The following is an 18358-nucleotide window of genomic DNA, read 5'->3' on the forward strand; positions in this document are numbered from 1 at the left end:
GAGCATAATGAAAAAATATAAATTATTGATCGGTTTAATGGCCGCAATAATTACAACAGCCATATTTTCTTGTAACAAAGATTTCGATAGAACGCTTACCGCTAAAGATGGTACCGATACCACAAAGGTAAGATACGGCAGCCGTAAGGTTTTGTATCTGGTTGTTGATGGGGCAAGAGGACAATCGGTAGCTGCGGCCAATATCCCGAATATTACCGCTTTACTGCCAACCTCTATTTACAGTTGGGTGGCCTTAAATGAGCCCGAGTCTACACAGAATGCCAGCAATTGGGCAAACATGTTAACTGGGGTAAAGAAAACCAAAAGCCTGGTAAACGATGATGCACTTACCAATAATAACCTGCAGAACTATCCGATTATTTTTAAGCGGATTAAAGAAAGCAGGCCGCAGACTAAAATTGCGGCTTATACCTCATCGGCGGTGTTTAAGAGCTTAACCACCGGTGCCGATATCAGCGATCTGGTAGCTGGCGATGATCAGGTAAAGGCAGCGGTAATTAATCAGCTGAATACCGATACAGCCTCTGTAGTTGTGGGGCATTTTACCGATGTAGATAAAGCCGGTATCGCGTCTGGTTACGATAATTCATTTCCTGCCTATAAAGCAGCTATCGAGAAATTTGATGCTGGAGTAGGAGAGATTATCACCGCTTTAAAGAAACGTAAAAACTACGCAAACGAAGACTGGCTGGTCGTAATTGCTTCGAGCGATGGCGGTGCATTTACACTTCCACCAAATGCTGATGATCAAACCATTTTTAGTAAAACAGCCAATAATGCATTTGTGATCTATTACAGTGCAAGCTATAAGAAAAGAATCCTCGTAAAGCCATTTACCGGTAACCGTTATCTGGGTAAAACAGTTAAGCTGGTTGGACAAAACATCAGGGCAGAAATTGCACCGGCAGATGCAAGCGTTTATAACATAGACGATACCACTAAAATGACCATAGAGCTTAAGGTGAAAAAAAACAAAGAGCAGTTTTTCTGGCCAAGTATTTTGGGTAAGCGGAACGAATGGTCGAGCGGGCACCCAAGTGTGGGTTGGGTAATTTATCTCGAAGACCGCTACTGGTATTTCGAGTGGAGAGGTACCAAAGATGGCGATTATAAACAATGCAGAGGCGGCGACCTTATTCAGGGCCGTTGGGAAAATCTTTCCGTTAAATTAGAGCAACGCGGTAGTCAAAGATTTATCCGTACCTATACAAACGGTACTTTTAACAACGAGGTAGAAATTACGGCTTCAGGTTCGTTAGCCAATTCGAACGCACTTAAGCTGGGTTATTTAAATGGCCAGGGCCACGGAGAACCCGATGTATATGTTACCGATATCCGTTTCTTTAAGCTAAGCGTACCAGATGGTGTAATTCAGCAATATGCCTGCGAAACCGCTATTGATCAAAGTCATCCTTCTTACAATTACTTAGTTGGTTACTGGCCTGCTACTGATGGAAACGGCGATAAAATGATCGATCTTTCCTCGCAGGCCCGCGATTTCAAATTGCAGGGAGCATACGTTTGGGAAAACTTTAACGATTTGATCTGTCCGCCATCTGCCAGTACTTTGGCGGTGTTGGTGCCCCAAACATCAGATATACCCGTTCAGATGATTAACTGGTTAAAAATAGCCAACAAGCAAACCTGGGCGCTTGACGGAAGAGTCTGGTTAGATCAATAAAATTTTGATGATCATTTAAAAATATCAAAAATGAAAAAAATTATATACTCCCTGCTAATGGGTTTAACCATCATTGTTGGTGCCTATTCTTGTAAAGAATCGCAGATAGAAGATTTGAAAATACCCGATCCGGCTGGTAAAAGTATTACAGGCGAGGGCATTGTAGTTGGTAATGTAACCATGGATAACCAGTTTGTGAAAGTGCCCTTCAAAATTTCCCTTTCGGGTATGGCTGAAGAAGCTTTCCAGGTGGGCCTAACCCTAAATAACGATACGGTTACCCAGTTAATCGGTAACGGAGGTTTAACCAACGCAATATTAATGCCTTCGGCAGCAGTAGAATATCCTAACGTAATTAATGTGGCTTATGGCACCGATAATGCCGAAGGAATTGCCATTGTACGCAGGTCGGTACTGGAGCGTTATTTAGGTAAGAAAGTGGTTTTCGCTTTAAAGCTTTCGGCACCGGGCAAAGGCAATAAAATTGCAAACGGTAAATCTACTATTCTTGTGGTGATTAACACATCCGATTTACTGAAACAAAGTGATGTACATTACCTTACTTTCCAGGGCGGTGGTACCTATACCGTTGTTCAGGGGCCAAATTATCAGGTAGGTCCGGCAGGAGTTACCATTCCATTAATTATCAGTTTGGATAATGCCCCCACAACAGCATTTAATGTTAAGGTTAAAGATAATATCGATACCATTGCTACCTTGCTTTCGGCAGGTACGCTTACAAACGCCGTTCACCTTGCAGCTAAAGATTTTACGCTCGATACTTTGGTAAGGTTTAATACCGGTGCAAGCAGTGCTACCGTGAGGTTATCTATTCCATGGCCGGTTTTCGATGCCAACATTGTAGCCAATAAGAAATTCGCTTTTGCATTAAGCCTTAGCGATAATACCAACCACGTAATTCACCCTACAAAAGGTAAGGTAATTGTGGTAATAGAACCGAGTGTAAATCTTGATAACAACTCGCCGATTATCGGCAACGGTACTGGTTTAATTGCCAAATACTATACCAATACCCAGCTGGCACCAGATGACGGGCGTGAGCCTTTTGCTACCCGCGTTGATGGTACGATTGAATTTTCGGGCGATGGTTGGCCGGATAACGTGAAAAATACTTCTGGTACAGCTTTAAGCCGTGATAATTTTGCCACAAAATGGTCCGGCGAATTTTTGGCACCTGTAAGGGGCGATTATATCTTCTATCAAACCCGTTGGGATGATGGATCGCGTTTATATATTAATGGTAAGGCCATTATCGACGATTACACCACACAGTGGGATAAACCTGAAAGAAAGGCTACTATTCGTTTAGAACGTGGTATCAGATACAGAATTGAAGCACACCACCGCGAAAATGTGGGTGGCCAGCAGGCTTACCTCGAGTACGAAGTGCCATCGGCCGGTATAACGGGTAAACGTGCTATTCCAAGAACACAATTATTTCCAACCCCATAAACATAAATAGATATGAAAAGTAACATGAAAAGATTATTCAACATCTGTGCGCTTTTACTGCTTATCGTTGTGTTAACGGTAAAATGCAAAAACAGCGATACCGAGGAGGTTGTTCCCGTAGTGGAAGAGCCCAAACCACTGGTAGCTTTCGATTATAAAATACCGGATCCGGCAAAATACCAGGAGGTACAGTTTACAGCCGACCCAAAAAATTATAAATCTTTGCTATGGCAGTTTGGCGATGACAGTACTTCGGTTGAAGTTTCGCCTAAACACGTGTACCGCTTTCCGGGTACTTACCGCGTAATTTTAACCATCCGTAACGGACAGGGCTACTCTGCAACCAAAGAGATCAATTTAAAAGTTGTCGATCCGAATTTCGACCCGACCAAATATGGCGAAAACTACATGAAAACCATTGGTGGTAAGTTTTCGGTTAACCTGGAGGCCGGTGCAGGTCCTAATTCTGCCGAAGGCTCTAGTAAACTTGTAGATCAGGACATCAATACAAAATTCTTACAGGCAGGTTTTGATGGGACGCAACGCTGTACTTTCGAACTTAATACACCACAGGTGGTTGGTGCCTACACCATGACTTCGGGGAACGATGCAGCCGACCGCGACCCAAGGTACTGGATTTTACAGGGCTCGCTGGATGGTATTCAGTTTACCGATTTGCACACCGTAACAGTTTGTCCATGGGCCAATGAGAACAGTGGCGTAAGCAGGAAACAGACAAAACTTTTCCACTTCGATAATTACATTGCCTATAAGTTTTACAGGCTTTACATCAAATCGAACAGGGGAAGCCGTATATTCCAGCTTGCCGAGTGGACAATCAATAAAAAACAACCATAAGTTAATATTCTCTCCACACCATTTGAAAATACATGAGGCCTAAAAACTTCATGTATTTTTTTTGGGAAGATTTTTTCAGAGATCAATAGTTTAAATTTAATTGTCATTTAGACAATTAAAAACCTGAATTCTCTCTTCTATTTAAATTATATTTTATACTTTAGTAAAACGTTTAACTAACGTTGTTTCTAACCGGAATATAAATTTCAATACACACATTATGAACAAAATCAAAACTTTAAAATTTTTAGGCTTACTGGGCTGCATGTTTGCAGGTGGTTTGCTAAAAGCGCAGGACCGAAAGGCACCAGCTTATCCCTTAATTACGCACAATACCTATTTCAGCATCTGGTCTAATACTGATAAATTAAACGAATCGTCTACCCAGCACTGGACAGGTGCCGAGCATTCACTTTTGGGGCTTATTAATGTAGACGGCGGGATTTACCGCTTTTTGGGTAAAGAAGCTACGAATTACAAAACCATAGTACCTGCATCTGACGAAAAGGGCTTTCAGGTAAATTATACCGAAACCGAACCACAGGGCGACTGGAAAGCAGAACACTATAACGCTGCTAGCTGGCAAATCGGTGCAGCACCTATTGGCGATGATGCAAAAACCGTTAAAACCTTATGGAAATCGCACGATATATGGGTGCGCAGAACATTTAATGTTGCCAACCCGAAATCAATAAACGAACTGTTTTTAAAAATAAACCACGATGATAACATTGAGGTTTACCTGAACGGCAAGAAAGTATATACCAAAGAAGGCTGGACAAATACCTTCCAGTACATTGCCTTGAGCAACAGCGATAAAAATACATTAAAAGCTGGTTCCAATGTAATTGCCATTCATTTAATTAACACAGCAGGTGGCCGCTACCTCGATTTCGGCCTGGTTGATAAATTAAAAGATAACGCAGAAAAAGTACAGCTGGCTAAACAAAAAAGTGTTGATATTAATGCTACACAAACCATCTACAACTTTACCTGTGGCAAAATCGATTTAAAAGTAACCTTTACATCGCCATTGTTAATGAACGATTTAGGTTTGTTTGCACGTCCGGTTTCTTACGTTTCTTACCAGGTAAAAGCCAACGATAGCAAAACACACCAGGTTAAGGTTTATTTAAGTGCATCAACCAATATTGCGGTTTACAGACCTTCGCAAGAGGTAACTACCAGCAAATACAACACGCCAAAATTGTCGGTTTTAAAAGCCGGTACTGTAGAGCAACCTGTGCTTCAGAAAGCAAGTGATGATATGCGGATTGATTGGGGGTATTTTTACGTTGCTGCACCAAAAACCAGCAATGCCATTCAGTTTGTAACTGCCGAAAAAGATGCCGCCGATGCTTTCAGAAACGGCAATGCTGCCTCAACAGCTAAACAAGGTAAAATGCTGGCGCTAAATACCCTTATTCCTTTTGGCAATGTAGGTAAATCGGCTGTAGAAAAATTTGTTGAACTGGGTTACGATGAGATTTATTCGGTACAATACTTTAACCAGAATTTAAGGCCATGGTGGAATACTTCGGGTAAGGAAACCATCGAAGGTCAGTTAACAGCGGCGGCTAACGAATATAAATCTGTAATTGCCAAATGCGAAACCTTTAATAAAGCAGTATATGCCGATGCATTAAAATCGGGAGGAAAAGAATATGCCGATTTGTGTGTCTTAGCTTATCGCCAGAGTATTGCCGCCCACACATTAGTGAAAAGCCAGCAGGGCGAAATTTTATGGCTATCAAAAGAGAACAATAGCGGTGGATTTATCAATACCGTTGATGTAACTTATCCATCAGCTCCATTATACCTGATTTATAATCCACAATTGTTGCAGGGTATGCTAAATGGTATTTTCTATTTCAGCGAAAGCGGAAAATATCCTCACCCTTGGGCTGCACACGATTTAGGGACCTATCCTTTGGCAAATGGCCAAACTTATGGCGAGCCAATGCCGGTTGAGGAATCGGGCAATATGATTATCCTAACTGCAGCTATTGCTAAGGCACAAGGAAATGCCGACTACGCCAAAGCACATTGGAAAACATTAACTACCTGGGTTGATTATTTAACCAAAGAAGGTTTAGATCCAAAAACACAATTGTGTACCGATGATTTTGCCGGTCACCTGGCGCGTAACGCCAACTTATCGGTAAAAGCTATTGTGGGTATTGCCTGTTATGCGCAAATGGCACAAACTTTAGGTTATACAGACGTTGCTAAAAAATACCGCGATATTGCCGAAAGCATGGTACCAAAATGGATGGAAATGGCCGATGCAGGAGATCATTACGCTTTAACCTTCGATAATAAAAACACCTGGAGCCAGAAATACAACCTGGTATGGGATAAGGTTTTAGATTTAAATCTCTTCCCGCAGAAAATTTATGATACTGAAACCAAATATTACTTAACCAAACAAAACAGGTACGGTATTCCATTGGATAGCAGAAAAGCTTACACCAAAAACGACTGGATTTTATGGACAGCTACGTTTGCCCCAACAAGAGCAGAGTTTGAAGCTTTGGTACATCCGGTTTATAAACATGCTATAGAAACAGAATCGAGAGTACCATTAAACGATTTCTATGATTCAAACACAGGTATCCGCGATAATTTTAAAGCACGTAGTGTAATCGGTGGTTTTTACATGAAAATGTTTGCCGATAAACTAAAAGCCAAATAAGATTTAATTTATTACCCTTTAAATTAACAATCGAAGGTCTTGCATTAGTGCAGGACCTTTTTTATTTAGTTTTCAGCTTGCGCTCATTTTAGCTTCGCGACTCTGTCGCGCTTAGATTAAACGATAAAACTAAATGCGCTTACATGCCTTATATGGTAAAACCACAGCGGCAAACTAAAATTCAAACTCCAGCTGATTGCTTTCTGGTTTTTCAACGGGGCCGTCTTCATAAAAGCGCGACAAAGTAATACCGAGCAGCCTCACTTTCGATGCACCCAAGTCAGCTTCTTCAAGAAGCTTAACCGCTTCCTTATACATTATCTCTGCCTGGTAAATAGGTGTAGAAAACGACCTGCTCCGCGTTATGAGTTTAAAATCGGCAAATTTTATTTTTAAAGTAACTGTTTTACCACTCAACTGATATTTTTCCAGACGTTTGCTAACGGTTTCACTAATCTGTTTCAATAAATCATGCATTACCGCATCATCATTGGTATCTTCCGAAAGCGTATCTTCAGCACCGACTGATTTTGTTTCGCGGTGAGCTTGTACCGGTCGCTCGTCTATTCCGCGAACTATTTTGTAATAAAACCTACCCGATTTACCGAACTGTGCAACCAGCTGCGATTCGGTTAATTGCTTTAAATCCGCCCCCGTATTTAGCTGCATGGCCTTCATTTTGCCTGCAGTTACTTTACCCACACCAAAGAACTTTTCAACTGGGAGCTTTTCCATAAAAGCTTTAATCTTCGATGGGCCAATAAACGTTAAACCATCTGGTTTATTCATGTCAGAAGCTACTTTAGCTACAAATTTATTAACAGATACCCCGGCTGAAGCGGTTAAATTCAATTCATTTTTAATGGCATCCTTAATCGACTGCGCAATATCAATTGCAGATCCAATGCCCAGTTTGTCTTCGGTCACATCCAGATAGGCTTCATCAAGAGATAAAGGCTCAATGAGATCGGTGTAACGGCTAAATATTTCCCTGATGGCTTGCGAAACAGCCGAATAGGCATCGAAACGAGGATATACAAAAATAGCTGTAGGACATAACTGGTAAGCTTTACTGCACGACATGGCCGAACGGATTCCAAATTGACGGGCTTCGTAACTTGCGGTAGCCACCACACCCCGACTATCGGGTTTGCCTCCAACCACAATGGGTTTGCCCCGGTATTCGGGAAAATCACGCTGTTCTACCGATGCGTAAAAAGCATCCATATCAATGTGGATTATTTTCCTTAAAACCGTATTGCTTTCTTCCGACATGAATGCTAAAAATAATCCACAGTAAACCCTAATGTGAGTTGCAGATTAAAAACAACTATAACTAGGGTAGCGGGGATTAATGTTTGCCTAAATTTCGCTATTTTTTTTAGCATTATAGGATTAGATTTTTTTTCTTTACAAAATATGGAAAGATCGATCCGCTTTTATAAGAATGCAAAACACGAATGGTATGCCGATATTCCCGAATGGGCTGGAGCACTGGGCGACCTGCAAATGGTTGAGGGAGCTGATGATTTGTTAAACTGGATTGCTGCTTCAGCAGCCGAATGTAAATTGCTGATGGCAGATCAGCATTTTGAGCAGGCCGAAATTTTAGAGCTCGTTTACGTTCGTGACGAAAACCTGGGTGGTGGTGGCGATTATATACTGGAAACCTTTAAAGGCGAAGTTAAAAACCACAGGCTTTGGCTTTGCCATGTAACCGAATTTGTATTTAAGCAGTTGCCAGAGCGCATTTATTTTAAAGCGTTAGATCAATAATGGAAAGACGCTTAGTTTAAAAGATGATCTACCTTATTGAGCAACGAATCCATTTCGAAAGGTTTTTCCATAAAATCGTTGGCACCGGCATCCATAGCCGACTGTCTGATATCCCTGCTGGCCGAAATCATCAGAATTGGAATTCCGCTGTATTGCGGGTCGTTTTTTAATTGCTTGCAGATATCCCTTCCGTCGTAACCGCTCATCCAGATATCAAGCATAATTAAATCTGGCTTATTTTTTACCGCATCAATTACCGCCCCGCCGTCATAAGTATAATCAACATCATAGCCCATCACTTCCAAAATCATCGTCACAGCGTCAACAATGCCTTCGTCATCGTCTGCAATGAGTATTTTCTTATTTCCCATTTTGTAGTTTTATTTCCATTCAGTTCTCTTTACACTTTGTAAAAGCAAACATGATCATTAACCTTTAACTATTAATACATTAAATATGCTTTTTGTTTTAAAAAAGTAAATATTTATTTGTTAGTTCAGGACTTTAAAAATGATATAATTTATTGGGAAATCCATAAAAAATCATTCTAATTTAACACAGTTTTCATTTGCTAACTCAGGTGTTCTTAAATTTTTTTAGCCTCACTAAACAGATAATTTGCAGTGCTTATAAATTATTTAGGATTTTAATGCTTTATATTTACAGCATTAATTCAGGTTAATTGAATTTAATGGCCAAAAATGGATAGTATTAATATTAAGAAGTTAGCGAAGGCTTTAAATTTATCAACGTCAACAATTTCGCGCGCTTTCAGGGATAATAGCGACATTAACGTGGCTACCAAAGAGCGCATACTAGCCAAAGCAAAAGAATTAAACTATCAGCCTAACCACTACGCCAGTAACCTGCGCGAGCAAAAAAGTAAAACCATTGCGGTTATAGTACCCGAACTGGCCAACAATTATTTCTCGCAGGCCATACATGGTATAGAACGGGTAGCACGCGAAAACGGTTACCATATCCTCATTTATGTAACTGATGATGATTACAAAAAGGAGGTTACTTTTATCCGTCACCTGCACAATGGCAGGGCCGATGGTATTATCATGTCTGTATCAGGCGAGGCCAACGATCACAATTACCTGAATAAATTTGGGACAAAAAGGCTGCCTCTGATATTTTTCGACAGGATTTACGAAGATATTGACACCCCGCGTGTAATTACCAACGATTACGACAGCAGTTTTCTGGCTACCGAACACCTGATAGAACAAGGCTGTAAACGTATTGCCTATCTGGTGGTAAATAAAAGTTTATCTATCGGTAAAACCCGTATGCAGGGCTATATCGATGCACTCGCCAAACACCAGGTTCCTTTTGATGAACATCTGATTGTAGATTGCAGCAATAGTTACGAAGAAAACAGCATCATTATTAAAGAAGCATTAACCGGATTAAAACCCGATGGTGTTTTTACTTCGGTAGAACGTTTGGCATTTGCCACTTACTATGCCTGCTACGATTTAAAGATCAATATCCCGACTGATTTAAAGGTGATCAGTTTCTCCAGTTTGGAGATTGCCCCCTTACTCAATCCATCGCTCACCACCATTACCCAGCCGGCTACCGAAATAGGGGAAGAAGCTGCGCGGTTACTCTTCTCAATCCTGGATAGCAATGCCAATAAAAACACTCCAAATGAGGTGGTTTTAACCTCTAAAATCATCAAGAGAAATTCGACTTCAGCAGTCTAAAAAACGGTCCGAAAATCTCCTCTTTTTTTAACTCAAAAAATTCAAAAAAAATCGACACTTAGTGTAAAATACGCAGAATTCTGACCCGTTTTCGGGAACGTTCCCGAAAATTGACTTCAAAATGATCCTGATTTTTCGGGAACGTTCCCGAAAAATTGGTTAAAAATAGCTTAGTGTAAAAAATACACTGTAATTTAAAATTTAACATTTGTAAAATATTGATAATTAGATGTTTAAATGATTAACAATTATTTAACGTTGAATTTAGTTATGTCTAAAAATGAATTTTTCAGCTTAAAACTTTCGGCTAAAAAATGGCTCTAAATATATTTTTTAAATAAATTTTGAAATGTCATTATGTGCTGTAAATTAGGCCTATGTGTAAATCACTATAATATTTAACCAAATTTTTATACTTAAACGAGCTTCAAATATGAGAGTATTTTACCTGTTAAAACAGGGGCTTTTGGTGCTGTTAGTTTTTTCAGCATTAATGGTAAAAGCACAAACCGGATCGGTATCTGGTAAAGTGCTTGATGAAACCGGCTTGCCATTACCTGGTGCTTCCGTAATTGTTAAAGGAACAACCAGAAGTACATCAACTGATGCGAATGGCGTTTTTAAACTGGCAGGATTATCAAACGGTTCTATAACTGTATCTGCAAGTTTTATCGGTTATCAAACCCTCGACAAAACAGTTAGCGTTTCGGCAAATGCTACTGTTAATTTCCAATTGGTGCCCGATGCACAAAAACTCAACGAAGTTGTGGTAATTGGTTACGGTACTGCCGAAAAGAAAAACCTAACCGGATCTATCACTACGGTTAATGCCAAGGATTTTCAAAAAGGTACCATTACAACACCCGAGCAGCTTATCCAGGGTAAGGTAGCAGGGGTTAACATCGTTTCCAACAGCGGTCAGCCAGGTGTGGGAAGTACCATTCGTATCCGCGGTGGTGCATCGCTTAATGCCAGCAACGATCCTTTGGTGGTGATAGACGGGGTGCCTTTCAGCGGAAACTCAATTGGGAATGCGCCGAGTCCGCTATCATTGGTAAACCCGAATGATATTGAAACCTTTACCGTTTTAAAAGATGCAAATGCAACAGCCATTTATGGTTCGAGGGCATCGAACGGGGTAATTTTAATTACCACCAAAAAAGGTGCTTCAGGTGCTCCGGTAATTAATTTCAGTACCAATAACTCTATTGCAACTGTTGCTAAAAAGGTAGATATTTTATCTTCTGAGCAAATCCGCAGTTTTGTAAATGCCAATCCAAATGCTTCATATGATGATGGTAAGAAATTTACTGCCTTACTTGGTGGTGCTAACACCGATTGGCAGGACGAAATCTATCAGAATGCTTTCTCAACCGATAACAGCTTAAGTATTGCCGGTTCGTTTAAAGGCGTGCCTTACCGTGTTTCTGCAGGTTATTTAGATCAGCAGGGACTTTTACTTACCGATCATTTTTCGCGTGGTACTGGGGCTATCAGCATTTCTCCTAAATTATTCCAGGATCACCTTAAAATTGATTTGAACCTGAAAGGAGCATTAACCGATTCGCATTTCGCTAATGCAGGTGCAGTAGGTTCGGCCATTCAGTTCGATCCAACCCAATCGGTAACTGCCAATAACAATTTTGGTAATTATTTCGAATGGTTAAGAAGTGATGGTTCAGTAAACCCGAATGCACCACGTAATCCGGTAGCGCTGATCAGGCTTAACGATAACAATGGTAAAGCTGAAAGAAGTTTTGGAAATGCGCGTTTCGATTACTCTTTCCACTTTTTACCAGAATTGCACGCCAATTTAAATTTAGGTTACGATGTTTCTAAAGGTCATGGCGCTGTGCATGTTCCCATTTTTGCAGCACAAAGTGTAGCTACACAAGGTTCTTATACCCACTCTTTAAATACCGAAACCAATAAGCTTTCTGAGTTTTACTTAAACTATGCACACACCGCGGCAAGTATAAAAAGCCGTTTCGATGTAACAGCAGGTTACGGTTATTACGATAACTCTAAAACAGGTTACAATTTTACCTCATACAAAGGAACAGGTGAAGTGCAGGTAGTTCCGGTTTTCCCTTTCTCTACCGATCGCGATAAATTGCTTTCATACTACGGAAGGTTCATTTATACTTTGGCCGACAAATACATTTTATCAGGAACTTTAAGAGCCGATGCTTCTTCTAAATTCTCTGAGAAAAACCGTTGGGGTTATTTCCCTTCAGCTGCCTTTACCTGGAGAATTTCCAACGAAAACTTCTTAAAAAACAGCGAATCGGTTTCTGATCTGAAATTACGTTTAAGTTATGGTGAAACCGGTAATAAAGATGGTATCGGTTATTACGATTACCTGTCTAAATATTATGCCAACAGCAACACTGGCCAATACCAGATTGGTAATACTTTCTACAATTATTACACACCTGCTGCCTACGATCCTGATTTGAAATGGGAAACCACAACCACTTACAATGCAGGTTTAGATTATGGTTTTATGAAAGGCCGTTTATACGGAAGTATTGATGTGTACTACAAAAAAACTTCCGATTTGTTAAGCAAAATCAACATTCCGGTGGGTACCAACTTCAACAACGAACTAACCACCAACGTGGGTAATATGGATGTAAGAGGTGCTGAAGCGAGTTTAAATTTTGCTGCCATTAAAACTGAAAACACCAGCTGGGATTTAGGCGTAAATGTTGCCTACAACAAAAGAAAGGTAACCAACCTAACACTTAATCCCGATCCGGCTTCGAAAGTGGGTGCGGGTGATATTACCGGTGGTACTGGTGTAACGCTAAAATACAATGCGGTTAACCAGATTCCGGGATCATTTTATGTGTACAAACAGGTTTATAATGCCGATGGCAAACCATTGGAAGGTGTATATGAAGATTTGAACAAAGATGGCGTAATCAATACGAGCGATCAGTATTTCTATAAATCACCCGATCCGAGCATTACCCTTGGCTTCAATACTTCTTTTTCTTACAAAAAATGGAGCTTCACCACTTCACTTAGGGCCAATTTCGGCAACTATGTGTACGATAACGTGTCTTCAAACTTTGGTATCAGATCAAATATCTTAAGTCCGTCGGGGGTAATCAACAATGCGTCAACCGATTTCTTGTCTACCAATTTCCAGAACAACCAGTTCCTGAGCGATTATTATGTTAAAAACGCTTCGTTCCTGAAAATGGATAATGCAGGTATTTCATACAATGCCGGAAAATTATCTAAAAACGGAACCGCTTCGTTAAGGATTTCGGCAAACTGCCAGAACGTTTTCACGGTAACAAACTACAATGGAATTGATCCTGAGCTAAGCAGCGGTATCGATTACAACCTGTATCCACGTCCGCGTACATATACCTTAGGTTTTAATGTTGGTTTTTAAAAAAGAGATAGAGATGAAAAATTCATTTAAAACGATATTGGCATCAGGTATTTTATTGTTGTCATTAAATTCATGCAAAAAAGGAGACCTGAACGTTTTGCCTACCAACGATGTTACTTCGGCAACCGTTTACGCTACTCCGGCAGGTTATAAACAAGGTTTGGTTAAACTGTATGCTACTTATGCATTAACCAGTTCTACCGGATCGGATAATAGTGATATTGGTGGATTAAACTCTGGTTTCGCAGACTTTTTACGCCTATTCTGGACTTCACAGGAGCTGGTTACCGATGAGGCCATTTGTGCATGGGGAGATACCGGTATTCCTGAACTGGATTATGGCACACCAAGTGTAGATAACCAGTTTTTAAGAGGTTTGTATTCGAGAAGTATTTTACAGATTACCGTTTGTAACGAATTCCTTCGCGAAAGCACGCCAGAAAAACTGGCCTCGCGTAACATTACAGGTGCCGATGCGACTGCTATTGCAAAATACCGTGCTGAAGCCCGTTTTTTACGTGCTTACCAATACTGGGTATTGTTAGATGCTTTTGGTAACCCACCTTTCGTTACCGAAAACGATGAGATTGGTAAAGTGGCTCCAAAACAAATTCAGAGAGCTGCGTTGTTTGCATATGTTGAATCAGAACTTAAAGCAATTGAAGGCGATTTAGCTGATCCCCGCACCAACGAATATGGTCGTGCAGATAAAGGTGCCGACTGGGCTTTACTGGCCAGGTTATACCTGAATGCACAGGTTTATACTGGTACTGCTAAATATACTGAGGCCATTACTTACTCTGGTAAAGTAATTGCAGCTAACTACAGCTTAAAAGCCAATTATATGGATCTTTTCAAAGCTGATAACAATATCAACAATACCGAAAACATCCTAACTATAAATTATGATGGCGTAAACGGTACCAACTATGGCGGTACAACTTTCATCATCAACGCTGGTATTAATGCTGATATGGGTACTGCATCTTACGGTGTGCCAAATGGTGGTTGGGGAGGTAACAGAACCCGCCAAAACCTGCCTGCATTATTTCCTGATGCAAATGGCAATGCCGATAAACGTGGTACTTTCTTTGGTGCCAAAAGTGCAGTGGATGAAATTGGTGTGTTTACCGATGGATTGCGCGTAACCAAGTTTAAAAATGTAACCTCAACCGGCACTACTCCGGCATCGTTAAACGGAACTTTCAGCTCGCTTGATTTTGCTTTGTTCCGTTTAGCCGAGCAATATTTAATTTATGGCGAAGCCGTAGCCCGTGGTGGTTCTGGCGGTACAGTTGGTCAGGCATTAACTTATGTAAATGCACTACGCCAGCGTGCTTATGGTAACGCAAGTGGTAATGTTACCACTGCAGCTTTAACGGTTGATTTTTACCTGGATGAGCGTGGTCGCGAGTTGTATTGGGAAGGTCACCGCCGTACAGATTTGGTACGTTACGGAAAATTTACCGGTTCTACTTACTTATGGCCATTTAAAGGTGGTGTTAAAGCCGGAACATCCATTCCAGCTCACCGCAACATTTACCCAATTCCGGCAGCAGATTTAATTGCCAACCCGAATCTGGTTCAAAACACAGGTTATTAATCTTAATATTTAATAAGATATGAAATCAATATTTTTCAAAACCTTAGCCTTTTGCTTCATCGCCTTATCGCTTTGGTCGTGCAAAAAAGACGAAACCCAAACGGTTTCAGTGGTTGGAACGGCAGGAACGCTAACTGCATCAACTACTACATTGAATTTAGTACAAGCCAACGGGGCACAGGCAGCGTTAACACTAAGCTATCCTTTGGCTACATCAACAGGTTATGTGGTACCTGTAAACACCACCTTGCAGTTTGCTTTAAAGGGTACCAACTTTGCTACCCCAAAAGAGATTGTAGTTACCACTAAAAGCTATGCACCTACAGTAACCGAAATCAATAACATGATTTTAGCTCTAGGTGGAAAAATTGGCGTAGCTGCCCAGGTTGAAGTACGTTTAAAATCGGGCGCAGCTGCAAACGATTTAACCTATTCGAATATCATTACTTTAAGCGCTACACCATATTTGGCATCGGCCTGGATTTATGTTCCTGGTAACTATCAGGGCTGGAACCCAGCAACTGCCGATAGTTTGGTTTCGCTAACCAGCAATGGAATATATGTAGGTATCATCAAGTTTGATGGTGGTAATTTTAAAATTACTCCTGAAAAGAAATGGGATGTAGCTTATGGCGATGCAGGTAGCGGAGCAATTAGCACTTCAGGCGGAGATATTGCTTCAGGTGTTGCCGGCTTAAAACAAGTAACGGTAAACATGACAGCCAAAACCATTAAAATAGAAGATGCTAAAGTTTGGGCAGTTATTGGCGATGCAACTCCAGGCAAATGGGATACCGATACCGACATGAAATTTATCAATGATGGTAAAGGAACCTGGAAAGTAACCACAAATCTTACTGTTGGTTCAATTAAATTCAGACAAGATCATAAATGGGATGTTAACCTTGGTGGCAGTGGAGGCAATTTAACTGCTGGTGGTGCTGATATCGCAGTAGCTACTGCTGGTAATTATACCATTACGCTGGATGTTGCAGGGAATAAATACACCCTCGTTAAAAATTAATCATTAACTAAAATCGCCCTGTGAGGATCGTTTTGGTCTTTGCAGGGTTTTTAAACCTTTTCAAAGTTTAAGCATGATCAGATTTCTTACCTCAGCTATTTTTCCTTCCGTTCTTCCGTTAAAAAATAATGCTCAAACTAAAATCCATCTCCATGCAAATGGTGTGCGATTAACAAAAATATTCCTTACCCTGCTTATGCTGTTGGGCAGTGCAAACCTGTTTGCCCAAAAATTAGAACGTATCGAACCTATGTTCTGGTTTACCGGTATGCAAAACCCGAAATTGCAATTACTGGTACACGGCGATCAGATTGCCAATGCAACCGTAACCTTAAATTACCCTGGCGTTAAACTGGTAAAAGTTAATAAGGTCGAAAACCCAAATTACCTTTTCCTCGATTTAAGCCTTTCATCAACCGTAAAATCGGGAACGTTTCCAATTAACTTTCTGGTAAACGGCAAAAAAATATTCAGTTACAGCTACGAATTAAAAAACCGCGATAAAAGCGCTGGCCGGATTCAGGGCGTAACGCAAAAAGATTTCATTTACCTGTTAATGCCCGATCGGTTTGCCAATGGCGATAAAACCAACGATGTGGTTAACGGTTTAAACGAAACAGCCTTAAACCGCGACAGTATGTACTACCGTCATGGAGGCGATTTACAAGGGGTAATGAATCACCTCGATTACCTCAACGATTTAGGCGTAACCACCGTTTGGATGACTCCAGAGGTAGAAAATGATATGGCACAAGCCTCTTATCATGGTTATGCCGTAACCGATCACTATAAAATCGACCCTCGCTATGGTACTAATGCGCTCTACAAACAATATGTAGAATTGGCCCATACCAAAGGGATGAAAGTGATTAAAGATATTGTGCACAACCACATTGGCACCCAGCACTGGTTTTATAAAGATTTACCGATGAAAAGCTGGTTAAACCAATGGCCGAAATATACGCAAACCAGTTACCGCGATCAAACCGTAATGGATACGCACGCCGCTACAGCCGACCGTAAACAAATGTTGAATGGCTGGTTTGTACCATCAATGCCCGATTTAAACGAGCAGAACCCTTATGTACAGAACTACCTGACTCAAAATCACATTTGGTGGATCGAATATGCCGGAATCGACGGATTGCGTTTAGATACTTATCCCTATAACGATCCCGCTTATATGGCCGATTGGGCAGTTAAAATTAAAGCTGAATTCCCCAGATTGTCAATTTTTGGCGAAACCTTTGTAAACGGAGTGGCCAATCAGGCCTTTTTCACCCAGGGCAATACGGTAAACCGGGGTTTCGATACCCATTTACCCGGTATTACCGATATGGCGGTTAAAGATGCCATTTACGAAGCTTTAAATGGTAAAAATGGCTGGACAGATGGCATAAACCGTTTATACGATGTAGTTGCACACGATTTTTTATATCAGGACCCAACCCGGAACTGCATTGCACTCGATAACCACGACATGAGCCGTTTTTACTCGGTAGTAAACGAAGATTTCGATAAGTATAAAATGGGAATGGCCATATTATTAACCATGCGAGGCATTCCGCAAATGTATTATGGTACCGAAATTCTGATGAAAAACTTCTCTAATCCTGATGGTTTGGTACGTGCCGATTTTCCGGGAGGATGGGAAGGCGACAAGAAAGACAAATTTGTGGCCGATGGTCGCACAACGAAAGAGAACGAAGCTTTAAATTTTGTTAAAACCCTGGCCAATTTTCGTAAAAACAGTGCAGCCCTGCAAAGTGGAAAGCTGATGCAGTTTGTACCACAGGATGATGTTTATGTTTATTTCCGGTACACCACCAATGTAAAAGGTACGGTAATGGTAATCGTAAACAATACTGAAAAAGAGAAAAACTTAAACACAGAAAGGTTTGTTGAACGCACAGCCGGAATTACAGTAGCCAGAAATGTGCTTACCAACGAAACTGTAGCTTTTAAAGAAATTAAAGTGCCTGCCAAAACAACTTTGGTACTGGAGCTGAAGTAAGGTGAAGGGCAGAAAGTTGTAAGGCGGAAGGTAGTTACAATATGCCCAAAAAATACCTTCACATGTAATACCATATACCAAAAAAACAT

At 40.7% G+C, this 18358-nt stretch carries 12 protein-coding genes; 10 read left to right on the forward strand and 2 right to left on the reverse strand.

Features of this window, described 5'->3' with window-relative positions:
• Positions 1-7: 7 nt before the first annotated feature.
• The 4 genes from HWV58_RS05235 to HWV58_RS05250 all read left to right on the forward strand — a co-directional run bounded on the left by HWV58_RS05235 (position 8) and on the right by HWV58_RS05250 (position 6728).
• Complete coding sequence (locus tag HWV58_RS05235; RefSeq protein ID WP_175633068.1) at positions 8-1702, forward strand: DUF4983 domain-containing protein; 1695 nt, start codon at positions 8-10, stop codon at positions 1700-1702.
• 30 nt (positions 1703-1732) lie between these two features.
• Complete coding sequence (locus HWV58_RS05240; protein ID WP_175633069.1) at positions 1733-3175, forward strand: PA14 domain-containing protein; 1443 nt, start codon at positions 1733-1735, stop codon at positions 3173-3175.
• A gap of 24 nt (positions 3176-3199) precedes the next feature.
• Positions 3200-4033 carry a PKD domain-containing protein gene (locus tag HWV58_RS05245; RefSeq protein WP_175633070.1) on the forward strand — a complete coding sequence of 278 codons (834 nt, stop codon included), beginning with the start codon at positions 3200-3202 and terminating at the stop codon, positions 4031-4033.
• A gap of 220 nt (positions 4034-4253) precedes the next feature.
• The gene (locus tag HWV58_RS05250; RefSeq protein ID WP_175633071.1) at positions 4254-6728 is read left to right on the forward strand and encodes a glutaminase family protein; all 2475 of its coding nucleotides are present in this window, start codon (positions 4254-4256) and stop codon (positions 6726-6728) included.
• A 174-nt stretch (positions 6729-6902) separates the two neighbouring features.
• Here the strand turns inward: HWV58_RS05250 and dinB are convergent, their stop codons facing one another.
• Positions 6903-8003, reverse strand: a complete 1101-nt coding sequence (gene dinB, locus HWV58_RS05255) for a DNA polymerase IV (protein ID WP_175633072.1) — start codon at positions 8001-8003, stop codon at positions 6903-6905.
• Positions 8004-8147: 144 nt separating this feature from the next.
• Between dinB and HWV58_RS05260 the strand changes: the two genes are divergently transcribed.
• Positions 8148-8504, forward strand: a complete 357-nt coding sequence (locus HWV58_RS05260) for a DUF6717 family protein (RefSeq protein WP_175633073.1) — start codon at positions 8148-8150, stop codon at positions 8502-8504.
• Between the two features lie 11 nt (positions 8505-8515).
• Here the strand turns inward: HWV58_RS05260 and HWV58_RS05265 are convergent, their stop codons facing one another.
• Positions 8516-8875 (reverse strand): response regulator, encoded by a 360-nt coding sequence (locus tag HWV58_RS05265; protein WP_175633074.1) that lies wholly within the window; start codon positions 8873-8875, stop codon positions 8516-8518.
• A 330-nt stretch (positions 8876-9205) separates the two neighbouring features.
• On the opposite strand from HWV58_RS05265, the gene HWV58_RS05270 reads away from it, so the two are divergent.
• The 5 genes from HWV58_RS05270 (at position 9206) to HWV58_RS05290 (ending at position 18269) form a co-directional block, all read left to right on the forward strand.
• On the forward strand, positions 9206-10219 hold the full coding sequence (locus tag HWV58_RS05270) for a LacI family DNA-binding transcriptional regulator (protein ID WP_175633075.1): 1014 nt from the start codon (positions 9206-9208) through the stop codon (positions 10217-10219).
• Between the two features lie 433 nt (positions 10220-10652).
• Positions 10653-13628 carry a SusC/RagA family TonB-linked outer membrane protein gene (locus tag HWV58_RS05275; protein WP_175633076.1) on the forward strand — a complete coding sequence of 992 codons (2976 nt, stop codon included), beginning with the start codon at positions 10653-10655 and terminating at the stop codon, positions 13626-13628.
• A gap of 13 nt (positions 13629-13641) precedes the next feature.
• Complete coding sequence (locus HWV58_RS05280) at positions 13642-15231, forward strand: RagB/SusD family nutrient uptake outer membrane protein (RefSeq protein ID WP_235972654.1); 1590 nt, start codon at positions 13642-13644, stop codon at positions 15229-15231.
• A 19-nt stretch (positions 15232-15250) separates the two neighbouring features.
• Positions 15251-16255 carry a SusE domain-containing protein gene (locus tag HWV58_RS05285; RefSeq protein ID WP_175633078.1) on the forward strand — a complete coding sequence of 335 codons (1005 nt, stop codon included), beginning with the start codon at positions 15251-15253 and terminating at the stop codon, positions 16253-16255.
• 73 nt (positions 16256-16328) lie between these two features.
• Positions 16329-18269, forward strand: coding sequence for a glycoside hydrolase family 13 protein (locus HWV58_RS05290; protein WP_217706952.1), 1941 nt, complete (start codon positions 16329-16331; stop codon positions 18267-18269).
• The last annotated feature ends 89 nt before the right edge of the window (positions 18270-18358 follow it).

The organism is Pedobacter ghigonis, assembly GCF_903166585.1.
Classification (GTDB): Bacteria; Bacteroidota; Bacteroidia; order Sphingobacteriales; family Sphingobacteriaceae; genus Pedobacter; species Pedobacter ghigonis.